This is a genomic window from Kluyvera sp. STS39-E (assembly GCF_040932435.1).
Taxonomy (GTDB): Bacteria; Pseudomonadota; Gammaproteobacteria; order Enterobacterales; family Enterobacteriaceae; genus Kluyvera.
The window spans coordinates 208,762-229,144 of sequence record NZ_JBFQGA010000002.1; the positions used below are offsets into that span (position 1 = coordinate 208,762).

Consider the following 20,383-nt stretch of genomic DNA (forward strand, 5'->3'; position numbering starts at 1 on the left):
GAAAGTCAAAAAGCGCCTACGGGCGCTTTTTTTATTCCATAAAACACCAGATTCAGTGCTGGCATCCCGGGCACCAATAAAACGGCCGTGAAGAGAGCATCGTTTTCTCAATAATTCCCCCGCAGCGCTCGCATTTCTCGCCGTCACGGTGAAACACCTTAAAGCGAAACAGTGCGCCGTGATGCTTATTATCATCCGCCTGCCCGCGCGTGTTATAGGAGAGTCGAGGAATATCCAGTAGCGCCTGTGCCAGCGCATCAAGCTGCGTTTCACTCAGCGTTGACGCTTTATGATTACCGGTAAGCCCAACCTGCCAGAGGATCTCAACGCGTAAATAGTTACCGAGCCCGGCCAAAAACGCTTGGTCTAAAAACAGCCCGGAGAACTGCCGGTTGCGAAACTTCGCCGACAGCAGACGCGATTTGACGCTCTGCGGCGTCAGCGTCATATCCAGCACGTCCGGCCCTACCCTCAGTAAAAACGGGTGAGTCTCTACCTGCTCCGGCGTCAACATTTCGATATCAGATGCGCTATACAACAGAATCGTTTTGTCCGCCGCTTGGAGCTTAACGCGTAGCACTCTGTTGGTATCCGGTGCTTCACCGGTATTCACCACCCGCCACACGCCGTATAGCTGGTTGTGGCTATACAGCGTCAGGCCGCCGGAGAAATGGGTCAGCAAGGCTTTCCCACGCGTTTCGACGTGGCTGATGTGTTGTCCGACAAGAAGAGAAGCGTAGGGTTGCAACGTGGGAAAAGCGAACCAAACATCGGTTAACGGTTTATCTTTAATCGCCGCTTCCAGGCTATCCGCCGCCCGGCGGATCTCTGGGCCTTCAGGCATGGAAATATCCTTTTACTCAATCAAAACGCTTATGCGCTGACGGTTATTTTGAGCGCATCAAAAGCGCTCCGCAACCGCCGTGCAAACGCCAGCGCATGTTCACCATCGCCGTGCAGACAAATGGTCTGTGCCATAACCGGCGTCCACTGACCCTCCACACTCTGCACCCGGCCGTTTTGCACCATTTCAAGGGTTTGCGCTAACGCCAGCTCCTCATCATCAATCAATGCGCCGGGCAGGCTTCGTGGCACCAGCTGTCCGTCGGCCAAATAGCCCCGGTCGGCAAAAACTTCCTGACGCGTCGCCAGTCCTCTGCGCTCTCCGGCCCGGATCAGTTCGCTACCGGCTAGCCCAACCAGAATCAATGCGGGATCGACGGCAAATACCGCTTGCGCAATGGCATCCGCAAGCGAGGCATCTTTAGCCGCCTGGTTATACAGCATCCCGTGGGGTTTGACGTGGCGCAGCGTTCCCCCTTCGGAGCGGACGATCGCCGCCAGCGCCCCAACCTGATACAGCGTCTGGGCATAAACCGTTGACGGCGGTAGCTGCATGGCCGTGCGGCCAAAATTTACCCGGTCGGGGAAGCTGGGATGCGCACCAACGGCAACACCGTTTTTGAGCGCCTGCCGCACGCAGGCCAGCATCGTCTGCGCGTCTCCAGCATGGTAACCGCAGGCAATATTGGCCGACGTCACCAGCGTCAGCAGCTCGGCGTCGCTGGCACAGCCTTCTCCAACATCGGAGTTAAGATCAATCATCATCGCTAAGCCGCCAGGTTAACTGTTCCAGATAACGCAGCTGATCCTGTCGCGCTTTCAGCGCCTCTTCTAGGCTACAGCGAACAAAGTGAATGGGCTGACCAAGCGGGATCTGCGCCAGTTGGAACATGTCCGCCTCAATAATACAGGCAATGCGCGGATAACCGCCGGTGGTCTGGGCATCGTTCATCAACACAATAGGTTGACCATTGTGCGGCACCTGCACCACGCCGGGAACCAGCCCATGAGAGAGCAGTTCACGTGCGGCAGGACGCGTCAGCGGCTGCCCTTTCAGACGATAACCCATGCGGTTACTCTGCGGGCTTAAGTGCCACGGTGAACGCCAGAAGTTCTCCTGCGACGCCTCATCAAACTCGTGATACTCCGGCCCCGGCAGTGCGCGGATATGGTTACCCGGCATCAGCGGCTTCACCCCACGCGGCGCTGTAAACATTCGCTGCGGGTTGCCTAAAGGCAGAACATCGCCATCCTGCAGACGTCGCCCTTCAAGGCCACCAATGCCGACGTTGAGATCGGTACTGCGCGATCCCATCACCGCCGGAACGTCGATGCCACCAGCGAGCGCGAGATAACTACGAATACCGTGCTGTGGACGTTTTAATTTCAGCGTCTGTCCGGCTTTCGCCCAATGACGCCAGCCGGACCACACCGCCTCGCCGTCGAGCGTCGCTTCACAGCCCGCCCCCGTTAGCGCAAACCAGCCGTCGCGGGCAAAACCAAACGTGGCCATACCCAACGTAATTTCCAGCGCCGCGGTGTTAGCATCATTGCCCACCAGCAGGTTCGCCGTCATCAGCGCAGGCTTATCCATCGCGCCGCAGCGACTGACGCCGAACTGTCGCAAACCCTCACGTCCACAATCTTGCACCGTGGTATACATGCCGGCTCGAATCACCTTTAGCATATGCCCTCCTTTTGCGGCACAAATCGCACCGTATCGCCGGGACGCAGCAAAATAGGATCGTCACGATTCGGCGCAAACAGCGGCAGAGACGTGCGGCCAATCAGCTGCCAGCCGCCGGGTGTCGCCAGCGGGTATATCCCGGTCTGCGCGCCACCAATCCCGACCGAACCGGCGGGCACCTGTAATCGAGGCTCCGCTCGACGCGGCATCGTAAGCTTGGCAGGCAGCCCGCCTAAGTAAGGGAATCCGGGCTGGAAGCCGAGAAACCACACCACGTAATCGACCGAGGCATGCAGCTCAACTACCTGTTTTGGCGTCAGGCCGCTTAGGCTTGCCACCTCCGGCAAATCCGGCCCGTTTTCGCCGCCGTAGATCACCGGAATGTCGATAAATCGTGACTCTGGCTCCAGCGCCTCGCTCTCTTCCCACCAGCGCTGCAGGCGCTCGATGGCATCCAGCGCCTGCGTCTGCGGATCGCTCAGCGTCACCGTAATGTTATTCATGCCCGGAATGGCATCCACCACACCCGGCATTTGCGCTACCCGCTGCGCCAAACGCCAGACCCGCTTTTGGGTCGTGAGCATCACCGGCGGCTCCAGCTCCAACACGACAGCCGTTTCACCTAATAGATAACAACGCGCTCGCTGCACTTTATTCCCTCATTTTCAGGCCGGGTTGGGGATATCAACAAAAGTGACATCCAGGTCGGTCGTTTCGTTGAGCCATTCACTTAATGCACGAATGCCGCCGCGCTCGGTGGCGTGGTGACCCGCAGAATAAAAATGTAGCCCCTGTTCACGGGCCGAGTGAATGGTCTGCTCAGAAACTTCCCCAGTGATAAACGCATCCACACCAAAGCGCGCCGCGCTGTCGATAAAGCCCTGTCCACCGCCGGTACACCACGCTACACGCTGAACTTTATCTGGTCCCGTATCACCGCTCCACAGCGGTTTACGTCCAAGGCGCGCTTCAATCCATGATGCCAGTTCAAGTCCTGAAACCGGCATCGACAGCTCACCCCACGGCACCAGCGCTTCAACCTCGCCTTGCACATTAATACCCAGCAACTGCGCCAGTTGGGCGTTGTTCCCAAGCTCGGGATGCGCATCCAGCGGCAGGTGCCAGCCGTATAGGTTGATATCGTTTTCCAGTAGCGCCTTCAGGCGATTGCGCTTCATGCCACGGATCACCGGCGATTCACCTTTCCAGAAGTAGCCGTGGTGGACAATCACCGCATCCGCCTGCTGGCGAACGGCCTCATCAATCAGCGCTTGGCTGGCGGTGACACCAGTGACAATTTTTTGCACCGTCTCACGCCCTTCGACCTGCAGGCCGTTTGGGGCGTAATCGCTAAAGGCGGCGCTGTTGAGTTTTTCATTAATCAGTTGTTCTAGCTCAGTATTTTTCATCATCGCTCCTTTTGCCATTGATGCTTTACTGCAGAATAAAATAGCGTCCTGCGGCCGTTACGTCGATACGCAATTCCTCGCTACCTCCACGACACCGCGTAATTACGCGCAATAAGTGCTTAAACAACACGATTTGTCTGTTTTTATGTGACGCACTTAATGTATATTTATGCAACCTTACCGCATATTACAAAGATAATACGATTTTCATCGTATGATTACAGTATAGAAACAAAACCTTACGCAGTCTGGCTGCGCGGGGTTTAGAGGTCAGATGTGTAATGAATAAACCGCAATCACAGCCGAAGGCGATTTACTACGTCGTCGCTCTGCAAATCTGGGAATATTTTAGCTTCTACGGCATGCGCGCGCTGCTGATCCTATATCTCACCAATCAGCTGAAATATAACGATACCCACGCTTACGAACTGTTTAGCGCCTACTGCTCCTTGGTCTATGTCACGCCGATTCTCGGTGGTTATCTGGCAGATAAAGTCCTTGGCAACCGTGTCGCGGTGATGCTCGGTGCATTGCTGATGGTTATTGGCCATGTGGTGCTTGGTGCCAGTGAAATCGCGCCGATGTTCCTGTATCTGTCGCTGGCGATTATCGTCTGCGGTTACGGCCTGTTCAAATCAAACGTCAGTTGCCTTTTGGGGGAGCTGTACGAACCCACCGACCCGCGTCGCGATGGCGGTTTCTCGCTAATGTATGCGGCGGGTAATGTCGGTTCGATCATAGCTCCAATTGCCTGCGGCTTTGCTCAAGAGCAATACAGTTGGGCGATGGGCTTCACGCTTGCCGCCGTCGGTATGCTCGCGGGCCTCGTTATCTTTATGAGTGGTCGCCGCCACTTTGCTCACACCCGTGGAGTGAACAAAGAGGTGCTGTGTGCGAAAAGCTTCCTGTTGCCAAACTGGGGCTGGCTGCTGGTACTGCTGGTCGTCGCACCGCTGTTTATCACGGTGCTGTTCTGGCAGGAGTGGTCGGTGTATGCGCTGATCGTCGCCTCGATTATCGGTCTGCTGGTGCTGGCAAAGATTTATCGTCGTGCCGAAACAGCAGAGCAACGCAAAGATCTGCGGCTGATTATGGTGCTGACTTTCTTCAGCCTGCTGTTCTGGGCATTCGCCCAGCAGGGCGGCAGCTCCATCAGCCTGTACATTGACCGTTTTGTAAACCGCAACGTGCTGGGTTATGAAATCCCAACCGCGATGTTCCAGTCGGTGAATGCCTTTGCGGTGATGGCATGCGGCATCGTGCTGGCGTGGCTTATCAAAGAGCAGGTCACCCGCAACCGTGATTTACGGATCTGGGGCAAATATGCTCTCGGTCTTGGGCTGATGAGCGCCGGCTTCTGCATCCTCACGCTAAGCGCCCGTTGGTCTGCAACCTACGGTCACTCTTCAATGCCGCTGATGCTGTTGGGGCTGTCGGTGATGGGCTTTGCCGAGCTGTTTATTGACCCGGTCGCCATGTCGCAAATCACTCGTATTCAGATCCCGGGCGTCACCGGCGTGTTGACCGGCATCTATATGCTGCTCTCCGGTGCGGTAGCAAACTACGTCGCGGGCCTTATCGCCGACCAAACGTCCCAGGCCTCCTTCGATGCTGCCGGTGCGGTGGACTACTCGATCAACGCCTACATTGAGGTATTTAGCCAAATCACCTGGGGCTCCGTCGCGTGCGTGGCGGCAGTGTTGATTATCTGGCTCTACCATTCGATGAAAGTCCGCAGTCGTCGACTCGCGGCAGAGGCTTAAACCTTCCGGCACCCTGATATTCGAGCGGGCTACGCTTACCACCGTAGCCCGCTCGAGGTGCAATACTATCCCTTTTTCGCGGCTTCATAGGCGGCGAGCGTTTCCCCCCTCGCCTGCGCATGATCGACAATCGGTCGCGGATAATCCAATGCATATCCCTGCTTATCGGCCCATGTCCATGGCTGATGAATGGATTTATCTGGCACCAATGCCAGTTCCGGCAGCCAGCGGCGGATAAACTCACCGCTTTTATCAAAGCGTTCACCTTGGGTTGTCGGATTAAAAATACGGAAATAAGGCGCCGCGTCGGTGCCGGTTGATGCCGCCCATTGCCAGCCGCCGTTATTGGCCGCCAGACAGCCGTCCACCAGCTGCGACATAAAATAGCGCTCCCCTTCCCGCCAATCGATAAGCAGGTCTTTCACCAAAAAGCTGGCCACGATCATCCGCAGACGATTGTGCATCCAGCCGCTTTCATTCAGCTGGCGCATAGCAGCATCGACAATCGGATAGCCGGTTTTCCCCGCCTGCCACGCGGCCAAATCATCCGGGGCATCTCGCCAGCAAACCTTATCCGTCCAATCGATAAACGGCCGGTGTTTGCATAGACGAGGATAAAAGGTCATCAGATGACGATAAAATTCGCGCCAGATAAGCTCATTTAGCCAGACGCTCCCCGCACCACCGTCAAGCGCCGCGGGTTGCTCGGCTAATAGACGGTGCAAACACTGACGTGGGGAAAGCACTCCTATGGCAAGGCAGGCTGAAAGACGGCTGGTGCCTTCAATCGCCGGAAAATCACGCTGAGATTCGTATTCCCCCGCCAATTGCTGACAGAACTGACGCAGTTGGTGGATAGCCGCGTTCTCATCCACGGGAAACAGTGCGCTATCAAATGGCTGCTGCGGATAGTCCAACGTTATTGCCGATTCATTTTCAACCGTTGGGGCATTTCTCGGTGCAGGGGCGCGAACGCATTCCGGCAGATGTTCACGTAAACGGCGCAGCCAGGCATTTTTATACGGCGTAAAGACTTTGTACATTTCGTGATTGCCGGTCATAACCGAACCCGGCGGCAGGATGACACTGTCATCAAAACCCTGACAAACCGTCTGCGTTAGCGCGCGCTCTACCGCCGCATCGCGCTGGCGTTCGTTGAATTCGTACTGGTAGTTGTAAAACAGTTGCGTGACGTCGTGCTGCTGACACACCTCTTTTAACGCCTCAACGCTGGCGGCAAAATCATCCACCTGCAAAAAAATCAGCGGGATATTTTTTTCGGCCAGCGCCTGGCGCAGCGCATGCAGTTGGGCGGCGATATAGGCCGCCTGTCGTGGCGCCATATGGTGTGCGGCCCACTGCTGCGGAGTCGCAATGTAAAGCGCTAGCACCCGAGCGTGGCTATCGCGACAGGCGGCAGCCAGGGCAAGATTGTCATGCAGGCGCAAATCCGCGCGGAACCAAACCAGGTGGGTGGACATAAAGATCCTGAATATATTTAACAATATATTCATATTACAACATTTTGCGCCGCCATCCGGCAAACGGAGCCATGCAGCCTGATGGCACTGTGCTTATCAGGCCTACATGCACAAAAAAACCGCCCCTTTTGACGAGGGCGGTTTTGGTTACTTATTTACAGCTGATGATTAATAGAAGTCGCAGGCGGCTTCTTCAGCTTGCTCCATCCATACCGGCTTATCGCTGGTTTTAGACCAGACGCGGTGCAGATAGCTATAAAAACGGGCGCGGTCTTTCCACAGCAACATCACCGGTAGCGCGACAATCCCCGCCACCACGGCGAAAGTACGACGCAACAATACAATGTGTGCCGGATATTTTTTATACAGGTCCATATTCTCTCCCCTAAGTTGGCCGGCAATGTACGCCGGAAAATTGACTTGAGTAATCTGACTAAAAGAGTACCGCTATTTGTGTAATTTTACTACTCATCCGACCACTTTTTTAAGCTCGTTTGGCCTTTATTTACATTCATAGCGTAATTGAGTTACATGATTGTTAAATTAATACTAACCATTAGTTAAATTGTGCCTTTGGCCATTTTTATACTTTTTTTACACCCCGCCATTCGATTTTTGCGAAATCTTTGCAGTGGAAATCCTACGCTTAGCGCAATAACTCAAGAGTCCGGAGGTGGATTGTGGCTACAGGCGTAATTGCTGGCGTGGTGCTGGTGTTCCTGTTACTGGCGTATCTGGTTTATGCCCTTTTAAAGGCGGAGGCCCTGTGATGGTTGCTCAAGGATTTTTACTGGTCGCCAGCTTCTTGCTGGTGCTGTTTGCGCTGGCGCGTCCGCTCGGCAAAATGCTGGCGGGGATGATTGCAAACATCCCACTGCCTCGCATGGCGCGTTGCGAAAACGTGCTGTGGCGCGTGCTGGGGATATCCGGCCAGGAGATGAGCTGGAAGCGTTACGCCATCGCCATTTTACTGCTCAACCTGTGCGGACTGCTGGCGCTGTTTGCCCTGCTGATGCTGCAAGGTTATCTGCCGCTCAATCCGCAGCAGTTGCCGGGGTTGTCGTGGCATTTGGCGCTGAATACCGCCGTAAGCTTTGTCAGTAACACCAACTGGCAAGCCTACAGCGGCGAAACCACGCTGAGTTACTTAAGCCAGATGGCTGGCCTGACGGTACAAAACTTCCTCTCCGCCGCGACCGGGATCGCCGTGCTGTTTGCACTGGTCCGCGCCTTTGCACGTCATAACGTCAATACGCTGGGCAACGCCTGGGTCGATATCACCCGCATTACGCTGTGGCTGCTGCTGCCGATTTCTCTGCTGCTGGCGCTGTTCTTTATTCAGCAAGGCACCCTGCAAAACGTTCTGCCCTACCAGCCGTTTATCTCGCTGGAAGGGGCGCATCAGGTCTTACCGATGGGGCCGGTGGCCTCGCAGGAAGCCATTAAGATGCTGGGGACCAACGGCGGCGGATTCTTTAACGCCAACTCATCGCACCCGTTTGAAAATCCAACCGCGCTGACCAGCTTCGTACAAATGTTGGCGATCTTCCTGATCCCCGCCGCGCTGTGTTTCGCCTTTGGCGAAGCCGTTGGCGACAACCGTCAGGGCCGCGCCATTCTGTGGGCCATGACGCTGATTTTCGTGGTCTGCGTAGCGGTAGTGATGTGGGCAGAGACCCAAGGCAATCCTCATCTGCTCCAGCTCGGCGCCAGCAGCAGTATCAATATGGAAGGTAAAGAGAGCCGCTTCGGCATTCTTGCCAGCAGCCTCTATGCGGTGGTCACCACCGCCGCGTCCTGCGGAGCGGTGAACGCCATGCATGACTCCTTTACCGCATTGGGCGGCATGATCCCGATGTGGCTGATGCAGATTGGCGAAGTGGTGTTCGGCGGCGTGGGTTCCGGTCTGTACGGAATGCTGCTGTTCGTCCTGCTGGCAGTGTTTATCGCCGGGCTGATGATTGGTCGTACCCCGGAATACCTCGGCAAGAAGATTGATGTGCCAGAAATGAAGATGACCGCGCTAGCTATTCTGGTGACGCCCACTTTGGTGCTACTCGGTACGGCGCTGGCAATGATGACCGACGCCGGCCGCAGTGCGATGGCAAACCCTGGCTCGCATGGTTTTAGCGAGGTGCTCTACGCCGTGTCGTCGGCGGCAAACAACAACGGTAGCGCCTTTGGTGGACTGAGCGCCAACACGCCGTTCTGGAACATCCTTTTAGCGGTGTGCATGTTCGTGGGCCGCTTCGGGGTCATCGTACCGGTACTGGCGATTGCCGGCTCACTGGTGGCGAAGAAAATTCAACCGGCCACGCCCGGCACGCTGGCGACGCATGATGCGCTGTTTATCGGCCTGCTGATTGGCACCGTGCTATTGGTTGGCGCCCTGACCTTTATTCCCGCCCTGGCCATTGGCCCGGTGGCGGAACATCTTTCCCTGTTTTGAGTGATGTGGAGCTATTGGTTATGAGTCGCAAACAACTGGCCCTGTTTGAGCCATCTCTGGTTCGTCAGGCGCTTTTCGATGCCGTGAAGAAACTCAACCCCACTCTCCAGTGGCGTAACCCGGTCATGTTTATCGTCTGGCTGGGAAGCGTGTTGACTACCCTTTTGGCTATCGCCATGGCGATGGGTGTTCTGCCTGGTAACGTTGGGTTTAGTAGCGCAATAGCCCTGTGGCTGTGGTTTACCGTGCTGTTCGCCAACTTTGCTGAAGCGATGGCCGAAGGCCGTAGCAAAGCGCAGGCGAACAGCCTGCGTGGGGTGCAAAAAACCGCATTTGCCCGCAAGCTGCGTGAAGCGCGCTACGGCGCACAGATGGACCACGTCCCGGCCGACGATCTGCGTAAAGGCGATGTGGTGTTGGTCGAAGCCGGCGACATTATCCCCTGCGACGGTGAAGTAATTGAAGGCGGTGCATCGGTCGATGAGAGCGCAATTACCGGTGAATCCGCGCCGGTTATCCGTGAGTCCGGCGGCGACTTCGCGTCGGTGACCGGCGGGACACGTATTCTCTCCGACTGGCTGGTGGTGCGCTGTAGCGTGAACCCTGGCGAAACCTTCCTCGACCGGATGATCGCCATGGTCGAAGGCGCGCAGCGTCGTAAAACGCCAAACGAAATCGCCCTGACCATCCTGTTGGTTGCCCTGACCATTGTGTTCCTACTGGCAACCGCCACCATCTGGCCGTTTTCAGCCTGGAGCGGTACACCCATCAGCGTCACCGTCCTAGTCGCCCTGCTGGTGTGCCTTATTCCAACCACTATCGGCGGCCTGCTGTCAGCCATCGGCGTGGCGGGGATGAGCCGCATGCTGGGCGCCAACGTTATCGCCACCAGCGGTCGTGCAGTGGAGGCAGCGGGTGATGTTGACGTCCTGCTGCTGGACAAAACCGGCACCATCACGCTCGGCAACCGTCAGGCCTCGCAGTTCCTGCCCGCTCAGGGCGTGGATGAAAAAACGCTGGCCGATGCCGCGCAGCTCTCGTCGCTGGCGGATGAAACGCCGGAAGGCCGCAGCATCGTAGTGCTGGCAAAACAGCGCTTTAATCTGCGCGAACGTGATGTACAGGCGCTGCACGCGACCTTCGTACCCTTTACCGCCCAAAGCCGAATGAGTGGGATCAATATCGATAACCGGATGATCCGCAAAGGCTCGGTGGATGCCATTCGCCGTCATATCGAAAGCAACGGCGGCAGCTTCCCGTTCGATGTCGAGCAGAAAGTGGAAAGCATCGCCAGCCAAGGGTCTACGCCGCTGGTGGTAGCGGAAGGGGCGCGCGTGCTCGGCGTGATTGCCTTAAAAGATATCGTCAAAGGCGGCATTAAAGAGCGTTTTGCCCAGCTGCGTAAAATGGGCATTAAGACGGTGATGATCACCGGCGATAACCGCTTAACCGCTGCGGCCATCGCCGCCGAAGCGGGCGTTGATGACTTCTTGGCCGAAGCCACGCCTGAAGCCAAGCTGGCGCTGATCCGCCAGTACCAGTCTGAAGGACGCATGGTAGCGATGACCGGCGACGGTACCAACGACGCCCCGGCGCTAGCGCAGGCCGACGTCGCGGTCGCCATGAACTCCGGTACCCAGGCGGCGAAGGAAGCGGGCAACATGGTCGATCTGGACTCGAACCCGACCAAGTTGATTGAAGTGGTGCATATTGGCAAACAGATGCTAATGACCCGTGGTTCACTGACCACCTTTAGTATCGCCAACGACGTGGCGAAGTATTTCGCCATTATTCCCGCGGCGTTTGCCGCCAGCTGGCCGCAGTTGGGGGTGCTGAACATTATGCATCTGCACTCGCCAAACTCGGCGATCCTGAGCGCCGTGATCTTCAATGCGCTGATCATCGTTTTTCTACTGCCGCTGGCATTGAAGGGCGTGAGCTATCGCCCGCTGTCGGCCTCGGCGATGCTGCGCCGTAACCTGTGGATTTATGGCGCAGGTGGCCTGGTCGTGCCGTTTATCGGTATTAAAATAATTGATGTGCTGTTAACCCTTCTGGGTTTGGTTTGAGGAAATAACCATGTCTGCATTACGTCCCGCTATCGTGATTTTTCTGTTCCTGACGCTTGTCACCGGTGGACTTTACCCGCTAGTGACTACCGAGCTGGGACAGTGGCTGTTCCCGACACAGGCCAACGGTTCGCTTATCTTCGAAAACCATGAGCTACGCGGTTCAACGCTTATTGGCCAGAGCTACAGCGACCCCGGTTATTTCCAAGGACGCCCTTCGGCGACCGCAGAAATGCCCAACAACCCGATGGCTTCTGGCGGTAGCAACCTCGCAGCCAGCAACCCGGCGTTGGACAAACTGTTCAGCGACCGCATTGCCGCGCTGCGCGCCGCCAACCCCGATGCCAGCCCTAGCGTGCCGGTTGAGCTGGTCACCGCATCCGCCAGCGGGCTGGATCCTAACCTAACGCCAGCCGCCGCGTTGTGGCAGGTACCACGCATCGCCAAAGCCCGTAACGTCTCCGCCGCGTGGCTTAGAGAACGGGTTGAAGCCGCGACAAACTCGCCGCTGCTCGGTTTTCTCGGTCAACCTGTGGTAAATATTACGCAGTTAAATATGGCGCTGGATGCCCACAAGGATAACTGATGATGACCGACGAACCGCTGCGTCCAAACCCGGATCGCCTGCTGGAACAGACCGCCGAAGCGCACCGGGGAAAACTGAAGATTTTCTTCGGCGCCTGCGCCGGTGTGGGAAAAACATGGGCGATGCTGGCTGAAGCGCAGCGTCTTCGTTCCCAAGGACTGGACGTGCTGGCGGGCGTGGTGGAAACCCATGGACGTAAAGAAACGGCGGCGATGCTCAAAGGCTTGAGCACGCTGCCACTCAAACGTACCGCCTACCGCGGGCGCTACGTGCTGGAGTTCGATCTCGACGCCGCCCTCGCCCGCCGTCCGGCTTTAGTATTAATGGATGAGCTGGCACACAGCAATGCGCCCGGCTCCCGCCATCCGAAGCGCTGGCAGGATATCGACGAACTGCTGGAAGCCGGGATCGATGTTTTCACCACCGTAAACGTTCAGCATCTGGAGAGCCTGAACGACGTGGTCAGCGGCGTCACCGGTATCCAGGTACGTGAAACCGTACCCGATCCATTTTTTGATGCTGCCGATGAGGTCGTGCTGGTCGATCTTCCCCCGGACGATCTTCGCCAGCGCCTCAATGAAGGCAAGGTTTACCTTGCCGGCCAGGCCGAGCGCGCCATTGAAAATTTCTTCCGCAAAGGCAACCTGATCGCCCTGCGCGAACTGGCGCTGCGCCGAACGGCGGAGCGTGTTGACGATCAAATGCGTGCTTGGCGCGATACACAGGGGCAAGAAAAAGTCTGGCATACCCACGACGCGATTTTATTGTGTATCGGGCATCATAGCGGCAGCGAAAAGTTAGTCCGAACCGCCGCCCGTCTGGCTTCTCGCCTAGGCAGCAGTTGGCACGCGGTGTATGTTGAAACTCCCACGCTGCACCGCCTGCCGGAACCACAGCGGCGCGCCATCCTCAACGCTCTGCGCTTGGCACAGGAACTGGGAGCAGAGACCGCCACGCTCTCCGAACCGACAGAAGAAACGGCAGTTATCCGTTACGCCCGTGAGCATAACCTCGGCAAGATTGTCATCGGGCGGCAAAAAAAACGCCGCTGGTGGCGCGGTGAACGTTTCGGTGAACGCATCTCCCGCCATGCCCCGGAGCTGGATCTGCTGGTGGTTGGCGTTGATGAAACCCCACAGCCGTTGCCAGACAGCGCGCACGACCGACGGCCGTTTATTGATAAATGGCGGGTGCAGATCCGCGGCTGCTTAGTCGCACTGGGGCTGTGTGCAGCGATTACCTTTATCGCCGCACAGTGGTTGGTAGCGTTCGAAGCCGCCAATCTAGTGATGCTCTATCTGCTGGGCGTGGTTATCGTCGCCCTGTTCTACGGTCGCTGGCCGTCGGTGCTGGCAACGGTGATAAACGTGGTCAGCTTTGACCTCGTGTTTGTCGCACCGCGCGGCACGTTAGCGGTGTCCGACGTGCAGTATCTGCTGACCTTTGGCGTGATGCTGACCGTCGGGCTGGTGATTGGCAATCTGACCGCCGGCGTGCGCTACCAAGCGCGGGTCGCCCGCTATCGTGAGCAGCGCACTCGTCATCTGTACGAAATGTCGAAAACGCTGGCAGTGGGCCGCAACGCTCTCGATATCGCCCGCACCTGCGAGCAGTATATTCGCTCCACCTTCCACGCCCGCAGCCAGGTGCTGATGCCGGATGAGCACGGTAAGCTAACGGCGCTTACGCATCAAGAGGGTATGACGCCGTGGGATGAGGCTATCGCCCACTGGAGTTTTGATAAGGGGCTACCCGCCGGTGCCGGTACCGATACGCTGCCCGGCGTCCCGTATCTGATATTGCCGTTACGCAGCGCCGACAGCACGCACGGGCTTATCGTGGTCGAACCGCAGAATCTGCGCCAACTGATGATCCCGGAGCAGCAACGACTGCTGGAGACCTTTACCCTGCTGGTTGCCAGCGCACTGGAACGACTGGCATTGACGGCCAGTGAAGAACAGTCACGGCTTATCAGCGAGCGAGAAAGCCTGCGTAACTCCCTGCTGGCCGCGCTCTCTCATGACCTGCGCACGCCGCTGACGGTGCTGTTTGGTCAAGCAGAAATCCTCACGCTCGACCTCGCCAGCAGCGGTTCTCCGTACGCACCGCAGGCCAACGAAATTCGCCAGCACGTGCTGAATACCACCCGGCTGGTGAATAACTTGCTGGATATGGCGCGCATTCAGTCCGGTGGATTTAACCTGAATAAAGAGTGGCTGACGCTAGAAGAAGTGGTTGGCAGCGCGCTGCGGATGCTGGAGCCGGGGTTAAACGGCAGGCAGATAGCGCTTAACATGCCCGACCCACTGATGCTGGTGCATCTGGATGGCCCGCTGTTTGAACGGGTGCTGATAAACCTGCTGGAAAACGCGGTGAAATATGCGGGAAGTGAGGCACAGATTGGCATCACGGCAACCACCAAAAATGACGCCCTATTACTGGACGTATGGGACACCGGCCCCGGGATCCCAAGCGGACAGGAGCAGCAGATTTTTGCCAAGTTCTCTCGTGGTCATAAAGAGTCAGCGATACCCGGCGTAGGGCTGGGGCTGGCTATCTGCCAGGCGATTGTGGATATTCACGGCGGCACCCTTTCCGCTCGCAACCGCCCGGAAGGCGGCGCCTGTTTTCGTGTTACACTTCCACGAGAGACACCGCCCGAACTGGAAGAGGCTCCGGAAGATTTGTGACCAGCGTTCTGATTGTTGAAGATGAACAGGCTATCCGCCGCTTTCTGCGCACCGCGCTGGAGGCCGAAGAGCTGCGCGTTTATGATGCGCCAACCCTACAGCGTGGCCTGCTAGAGGCTGCGACGCGCAAACCGGATCTGATTATCCTCGACCTTGGGCTACCCGACGGTGACGGCCTCGATTTCATTCGCGATATCCGTCAGTGGAGTCCGGTGCCGATTATTGTGCTGTCTGCCCGTAGCGAAGAAAGTGATAAGATTGCCGCGCTGGACGCCGGGGCTGACGACTATCTCAGTAAACCGTTTGGTATCGGCGAACTGCAAGCGCGTCTGCGCGTCGCGCTGCGCCGCCATGCAGGAGCACAGCCGAATGAACCAGTAGTCTCCTTCTCCGATATCCGCGTCGATCTTGCCGCCCGTCGTATTGTGCGCGGCAGCGAGGAGATTCACCTAACCCCTATTGAGTTTCGCCTGCTGGCGGTGCTGCTCAATAATGTGGGCAAAGTCCTCACCCAGCGCCAGTTGTTAAATCAGGTATGGGGCCCCAACGCGGTAGAGCATAGTCACTATTTGCGCATTTATATGGGACACCTTCGCCAGAAGCTAGAAATAGATCCCGCGCGCCCGCAGCATTTATTAACGGAAACCGGGGTTGGTTACCGTTTTATGTTGTGAATATTTATTCATAATAATGGAATTAACCACTTTATTATTAATGGCATTAAGGATGACGCGTCCTAAAATATGAATATGGGCTTATAACGCTTTATTTAAATAAAATTAAAAACACTTCATTTACATAAAATACACAATTCAGCATTTCATCCCGCATTCTCCCCTACTAATAATGGATTATTTTATAAATGTTCTCTCGTTGGTGATCGATATCACAGTTTTCAGCCTATTCAGAGATAGAATGACTCCGCTTTAAGATTTTCATCGGAGGTATACGAAATGGAAAATAATAACCGAATGATGCCCCACATAAGGCGGACAACTCATATTATGATGTTTGCCCACCGTAATAGTTTCGACTTTCACTTCTTTAACGCCCGATAAGTCTGCCGACTTCGGGCGCCCCGCAGTTTTACTTTAGATCATTTGAGTTGCAGGATGAGGCCGTCTGGCCGAATCGCGCGGCAAACCAACGCCCATGTAACTTGAAGCATCACGGTAAATTCCTTGCTAAGACAGGCCCTCGCCTGCTGCCAGCGCTCGCTACGACAAACCTCTAGTTTCCGGCCACCGGACCGGTTGGGTTTGTGACATTCTAAAAAAAGTGACGCCCTGATTTTATCGTCAGCGGGATCGTATTGCTTTTTTTCCGGCGATATCAATTTCTTTTTTGAGAAATTGAAGGACTGCTATTATCTAAAATAAAGAGTCGAAAAATGTCTGAATTAAAAATTGCCGTCAGCCGTACTTGCCCGGACTGTTTCACTACCCAGCGTAATATTATCAATACCTGTGACACGCATTTTATTGATGTTGCCGCCGCCGTATTATCTATTGAAGACGTGGAATGCGGAAAACTCGATGAAATAGATGCAACGGGTTATAACCTGCCCGTCTTCATTGCTATTAATAAAGACCAAATCGTTCCTGCTGAATATCTCTCACGTATTCAAGGGGTATTTGAGCATGACGAAACTCGCAATGATTTCTACGGCCGTCAGCTTGAAGCTGCCGCACACAAGTATGAAGTGCAGCTGCGCCCGCCGTTCTTCAGCGCGCTGGTCGACTACGTTGCTCAGGGCAACAGCGCATTTGACTGCCCAGGGCATCAGGGCGGTGAATTCTTCCGCCGTCACCCTGCCGGTAATCAGTTCGTTGAATATTTTGGCGAAACGCTTTTCCGTTCTGACTTATGTAATGCCGACGTCGCGATGGGCGATTTGCTTATTCACGAAGGCGCACCGTGTATTGCCCAGCAGCATGCAGCGAAAGTCTTTAATGCTGACAAAACCTATTTCGTACTAAACGGGACGTCCTCTTCGAACAAAGTGGTGCTTAACGCACTGCTGACTCCAGGGGATCTGGTGCTGTTTGACCGTAACAACCACAAATCCAACCACCACGGCGCGCTGCTGCAGGCTGGGGCAACGCCGGTATATCTGGAAACTGCACGTAACCCGTACGGCTTCATCGGTGGTATTGATGCGCACTGCTTTGAAGAGAGTTATCTGCGTGAACTGGTGGCAGAAGTGGCGCCAAACCGCACTCGTAACGAACGTCCATTCCGTCTGGCGGTCATTCAGCTCGGCACCTATGACGGCACCATTTATAACGCCCGTCAGGTGGTCGATAAAATTGGTCACCTGTGCGACTACATCCTGTTTGACTCCGCATGGGTCGGCTACGAACAGTTTATTCCGATGATGGCTGACTGTTCACCGCTGCTGCTTGAACTGAACGAAAATGACCCGGGTATTTTGGTCACTCAGTCCGTGCATAAACAGCAAGCTGGTTTCTCTCAGACCTCGCAAATTCACAAAAAAGACAGCCATATTAAAGGCCAGCAGCGCTACGTTCCGCATAAGCGTCTTAACAACGCCTTTATGATGCACGCCTCCACCAGCCCGTTCTATCCTCTGTTTGCTGCGCTGGATATCAACGCCAAAATGCATGAAGGGCAAGCTGGCCGCAACATGTGGATGGACTGCGTCTCTAACGTTATCGAAGCGCGTAAGCTGATCCTCGATAACTGCCGCCACATTCGTCCGTTCGTGCCTGAACTGATTGATGGCAAACCTTGGCAGTCCTTCCCAACCAAAGAAATTGCAAACGACCTGCGCTTCTTCCACTTTGTTCCCGGCGAACGCTGGCACGGCTTTGAAGGTTATGCGGAACATCAGTACTTTGTCGATCCATGCAAACTGCTGCTGACCACACCGGGTATTGATAGTAACGGCGAATACGACACCTTCGGCGTACCGGCAACCATTCTGGCAAACTTCCTGCGCGAGCACGGCGTGGTGCCAGAAAAATGCGACTTGAACTCGATTCTGTTCCTGATGACCCCGGCAGAAGATATGGCCAAGCTGCAACAGCTGGTTGCGCTGCTGGTTCGCTTCGAAGCGCTACTGGAAGCCGATGCACCGCTGAAAGATGTTCTGCCTTCACTGTACAGCCAGCATAAAGATCGTTATGCCGACTACACGCTGCGTCAGCTGTGCCAGGAAATGCACAATCTGTATGCCCGTCACAACGTGAAACAGCTGCAAAAAGAGATGTTCCGTAAGTCACACTTCCCACGCGTCAGCATGAACCCGCAGGATGCTAACTACGCCTATCTGCGCGGCGAAGTTGAGCTGGTTCCTCTGTCTGCGGCGGAAGGTCGAATCGCCGCCGAAGGTGCTCTGCCATATCCTCCAGGTGTGCTGTGTGTTGTCCCTGGTGAAATTTGGGGCGATTCCGTGCTGCGCTACTTCACCGCATTGGAAGAAGGGATCAACCTGCTGCCAGGCTTCGCGCCAGAGTTGCAGGGGGTTTATATCCAAGAAAATGAGGGTCGCAAACAGGTTTGGTGCTACGTGATTCAGACTCAGCTACCGCAACCTGCGCTGCTGAAAGGGGAGAAATTATGAGCAAAGCCAACAACAAAATGGGTGTTGTTCAGCTCACCATCCTGACGATGGTGAACATGATGGGCTCCGGTATTATCATGCTGCCTACCAAACTTGCTGAAGTCGGCACCATTTCGATTATCTCCTGGCTTGTCACCGCCGTCGGTTCGATGGCGCTGGCTTGGGCCTTCGCTAAATGCGGGATGTTCAGTAAGAAATCCGGTGGCATGGGCGGCTATGCCGAGTATGCCTTTGGTAAGTCGGGCAACTTCATGGCCAACTATACCTACGGGGTTTCCTTGCTGATTGCCAACGTTGCGATTGCCATTTCCGCCGTCGGTTACGGCACCGAGCTTTTCGGTGCCGCCCTGAGTCCGGTACAAATCGGGCTCGCCACCATCGGTGTACTGTGGATCTGTACCATCGCTAACTTTGGCGGTGCACGCATCACCGGACAGATCAGTAGCATTACGGTATGGGGGGTGATCATTCCGGTCGTCGGGCTGTGCATCATCGGTTGGTTCTGGTTTAGCCCAACCATGTACGCCGAGTCCTGGAACCCGCATCACGTGCCGTTCTTTACCGCGGTAGGCTCGTCAATTGCAATGACGCTGTGGGCGTTCCTCGGTCTGGAATCCGCCTGTGCTAACGCCGAAGTGGTTGAAAATCCGGAACGTAACGTGCCAATCGCCGTACTCGGCGGGACGCTGGGTGCTGCGGTGATTTACATCGTCTCCACCAACGTTATCGCCGGGATTGTGCCAAATATGGATTTGGCGAATTCCACTGCACCGTTCGGTCTGGCCTTCGCGCAGATGTTCACGCCGGAAGTCGGGAAAGTGATCATGGCGCTGATGATTATGTCCTGCTGTGGTTCACTGCTCGGTTGGCAGTTCACCATCGCCCAGGTATTCAAATCCTCGGCGGATGAAGGCTACTTCCCGAAAGTGTTCTCTCAGGTGAGCCACGCGGACGCACCGGTGAAAGGGATGCTGGTGATTGTGGTTATTCAGTCTGGCCTGTCATTAATGACCATCAGCCCATCGCTGAACAACCAGTTTAACGTGCTGGTTAACCTGGCGGTTGTCACCAACATTATTCCGTACATCCTGTCGATGGCGGCGCTGGTGATTATCCAACGTATGGCGAATGTCCCGGCGGGCAAAGCGCGTATGGCAAATATCGTGGCCTTTATTGGTGCCATGTACAGCTTCTACGCCCTGTTCTCTTCCGGTCAGGAAGCTATGCTGTACGGTTCAATCGTGACCTTCCTCGGCTGGACGCTGTACGGCCTCGTATCACCACGTTTTGAATTGAAAGATAAACACAGTTAATCGCCCTGCGGGTTGCTGGCAACGGCAACCCGCTTCTTGTTACTTCTGTCGGCTCATTCAGACCGACGATGCCAGCCAATATCCCCACCCTGCCAACGCCGCCACATTTAACACCACGCTCAGCATGAACCAGGTGCGAAAAGGTTGTTTCTGCGTTTTATGACGAAACAGTTGCTGCGCCGCTATAGCGCCAAGCCATCCGCCAACTAAGCCAAACGCAAGGAGCGTCATTTCCGGCACCCGCTGCCAGCTTTTACGCGCTGCAAATTTATCGATGCCGTACACCAAGAGCGTGGCGACATTGACTAACAGCAACCATGCCCAGAATGAGTGGAAGTAGAAATAGCTGACCAGCACTAAGACCGCCAACAGCCCATAGCAAAACGGATTAAATCTCATCTCTGTACCTGTTGTTCTTAAACGGGCTTATTCTCACGACTGAGCGTGTTCATAAAAAAATCCGCAATCCCTGACGGGACTGCGGATCCTGATACCATCAAACGCGAG

At 55.6% G+C, this 20,383-nt stretch carries 18 protein-coding genes; 10 read left to right on the top strand and 8 right to left on the bottom strand.

Features of this window, described 5'->3' with window-relative positions:
• Positions 1 to 52 precede the first annotated feature (52 nt).
• From nei to AB4K05_RS04570, 5 genes are read right to left on the bottom strand one after another with little or no spacing between them, the layout of a single operon-like run.
• On the bottom strand, positions 53 to 844 hold the full coding sequence (gene nei / locus AB4K05_RS04550; protein WP_368478823.1) for an endonuclease VIII: 792 nt from the start codon (positions 842 to 844) through the stop codon (positions 53 to 55).
• A gap of 29 nt (positions 845 to 873) precedes the next feature.
• The gene (gene pxpA / locus AB4K05_RS04555; protein ID WP_368478824.1) at positions 874 to 1,608 is read right to left on the bottom strand and encodes a 5-oxoprolinase subunit PxpA; all 735 of its coding nucleotides are present in this window, start codon (positions 1,606 to 1,608) and stop codon (positions 874 to 876) included.
• Positions 1,598 to 2,530, bottom strand: coding sequence for a 5-oxoprolinase subunit PxpC (pxpC, locus tag AB4K05_RS04560; RefSeq protein ID WP_368478825.1), 933 nt, complete (start codon positions 2,528 to 2,530; stop codon positions 1,598 to 1,600). Before pxpC ends, pxpA begins: the two co-directional genes overlap by 11 nt.
• Positions 2,524 to 3,180: a 5-oxoprolinase subunit PxpB gene (gene pxpB / locus AB4K05_RS04565; protein WP_368478826.1), complete on the bottom strand. Its 657-nt coding sequence runs from the start codon at positions 3,178 to 3,180 to the stop codon at positions 2,524 to 2,526. The genes pxpC and pxpB overlap by 7 nt, the downstream gene beginning before the upstream one ends.
• Positions 3,181 to 3,195: 15 nt before the next feature.
• Complete coding sequence (locus AB4K05_RS04570; protein ID WP_368479161.1) at positions 3,196 to 3,939, bottom strand: type 2 GTP cyclohydrolase I; 744 nt, start codon at positions 3,937 to 3,939, stop codon at positions 3,196 to 3,198.
• Positions 3,940 to 4,220: 281 nt separating this feature from the next.
• Between AB4K05_RS04570 and dtpD the strand changes: the two genes are divergently transcribed.
• Complete coding sequence (gene dtpD / locus AB4K05_RS04575; protein ID WP_368478827.1) at positions 4,221 to 5,702, top strand: dipeptide permease DtpD; 1,482 nt, start codon at positions 4,221 to 4,223, stop codon at positions 5,700 to 5,702.
• 65 nt (positions 5,703 to 5,767) lie between these two features.
• Here dtpD and phrB read toward each other — a convergent pair whose 3' ends face one another.
• Positions 5,768 to 7,183: a deoxyribodipyrimidine photo-lyase gene (gene phrB / locus AB4K05_RS04580; RefSeq protein ID WP_368478828.1), complete on the bottom strand. Its 1,416-nt coding sequence runs from the start codon at positions 7,181 to 7,183 to the stop codon at positions 5,768 to 5,770.
• A gap of 168 nt (positions 7,184 to 7,351) precedes the next feature.
• Positions 7,352 to 7,558: a YbfA family protein gene (locus AB4K05_RS04585; RefSeq protein WP_368478829.1), complete on the bottom strand. Its 207-nt coding sequence runs from the start codon at positions 7,556 to 7,558 to the stop codon at positions 7,352 to 7,354.
• A gap of 305 nt (positions 7,559 to 7,863) precedes the next feature.
• Between AB4K05_RS04585 and kdpF the strand changes: the two genes are divergently transcribed.
• The 9 genes from kdpF to potE all read left to right on the top strand — a co-directional run bounded on the left by kdpF (position 7,864) and on the right by potE (position 19,876).
• Positions 7,864 to 7,953, top strand: coding sequence for a K(+)-transporting ATPase subunit F (gene kdpF / locus AB4K05_RS04590; RefSeq protein ID WP_368478830.1), 90 nt, complete (start codon positions 7,864 to 7,866; stop codon positions 7,951 to 7,953).
• Complete coding sequence (gene kdpA, locus AB4K05_RS04595; RefSeq protein WP_368479162.1) at positions 7,953 to 9,632, top strand: potassium-transporting ATPase subunit KdpA; 1,680 nt, start codon at positions 7,953 to 7,955, stop codon at positions 9,630 to 9,632. The genes kdpF and kdpA overlap by 1 nt, the downstream gene beginning before the upstream one ends.
• 20 nt (positions 9,633 to 9,652) lie before the next feature.
• A complete protein-coding gene (gene kdpB, locus AB4K05_RS04600) occupies positions 9,653 to 11,701 on the top strand; it encodes a potassium-transporting ATPase subunit KdpB (RefSeq protein ID WP_368478831.1) in 2,049 nt (682 codons plus the stop codon).
• Between the two features lie 10 nt (positions 11,702 to 11,711).
• Positions 11,712 to 12,287 (top strand): potassium-transporting ATPase subunit KdpC, encoded by a 576-nt coding sequence (gene kdpC, locus AB4K05_RS04605; protein WP_368478832.1) that lies wholly within the window; start codon positions 11,712 to 11,714, stop codon positions 12,285 to 12,287.
• A 2-nt stretch (positions 12,288 to 12,289) separates the two neighbouring features.
• Entirely contained in the window at positions 12,290 to 14,977 is a 2,688-nt protein-coding gene (kdpD, locus tag AB4K05_RS04610; RefSeq protein ID WP_368479163.1) for a two-component system sensor histidine kinase KdpD, read from the top strand.
• On the top strand, positions 14,974 to 15,651 hold the full coding sequence (gene kdpE, locus AB4K05_RS04615; protein WP_368478833.1) for a two-component system response regulator KdpE: 678 nt from the start codon (positions 14,974 to 14,976) through the stop codon (positions 15,649 to 15,651). The genes kdpD and kdpE overlap by 4 nt, the downstream gene beginning before the upstream one ends.
• A gap of 279 nt (positions 15,652 to 15,930) precedes the next feature.
• A complete protein-coding gene (gene speFL, locus AB4K05_RS04620; protein ID WP_006819052.1) occupies positions 15,931 to 16,035 on the top strand; it encodes a leader peptide SpeFL in 105 nt (34 codons plus the stop codon).
• Positions 16,036 to 16,367: 332 nt separating this feature from the next.
• Entirely contained in the window at positions 16,368 to 18,563 is a 2,196-nt protein-coding gene (speF, locus tag AB4K05_RS04625; protein WP_368478834.1) for an ornithine decarboxylase SpeF, read from the top strand.
• Complete coding sequence (potE, locus tag AB4K05_RS04630; RefSeq protein WP_368478835.1) at positions 18,560 to 19,876, top strand: putrescine-ornithine antiporter; 1,317 nt, start codon at positions 18,560 to 18,562, stop codon at positions 19,874 to 19,876. The genes speF and potE overlap by 4 nt, the downstream gene beginning before the upstream one ends.
• 57 nt (positions 19,877 to 19,933) lie before the next feature.
• Here the strand turns inward: potE and AB4K05_RS04635 are convergent, their stop codons facing one another.
• Entirely contained in the window at positions 19,934 to 20,275 is a 342-nt protein-coding gene (locus AB4K05_RS04635) for a DUF1294 domain-containing protein (protein ID WP_368478836.1), read from the bottom strand.
• Between the last annotated feature and the right edge of the window lie 108 nt (positions 20,276 to 20,383).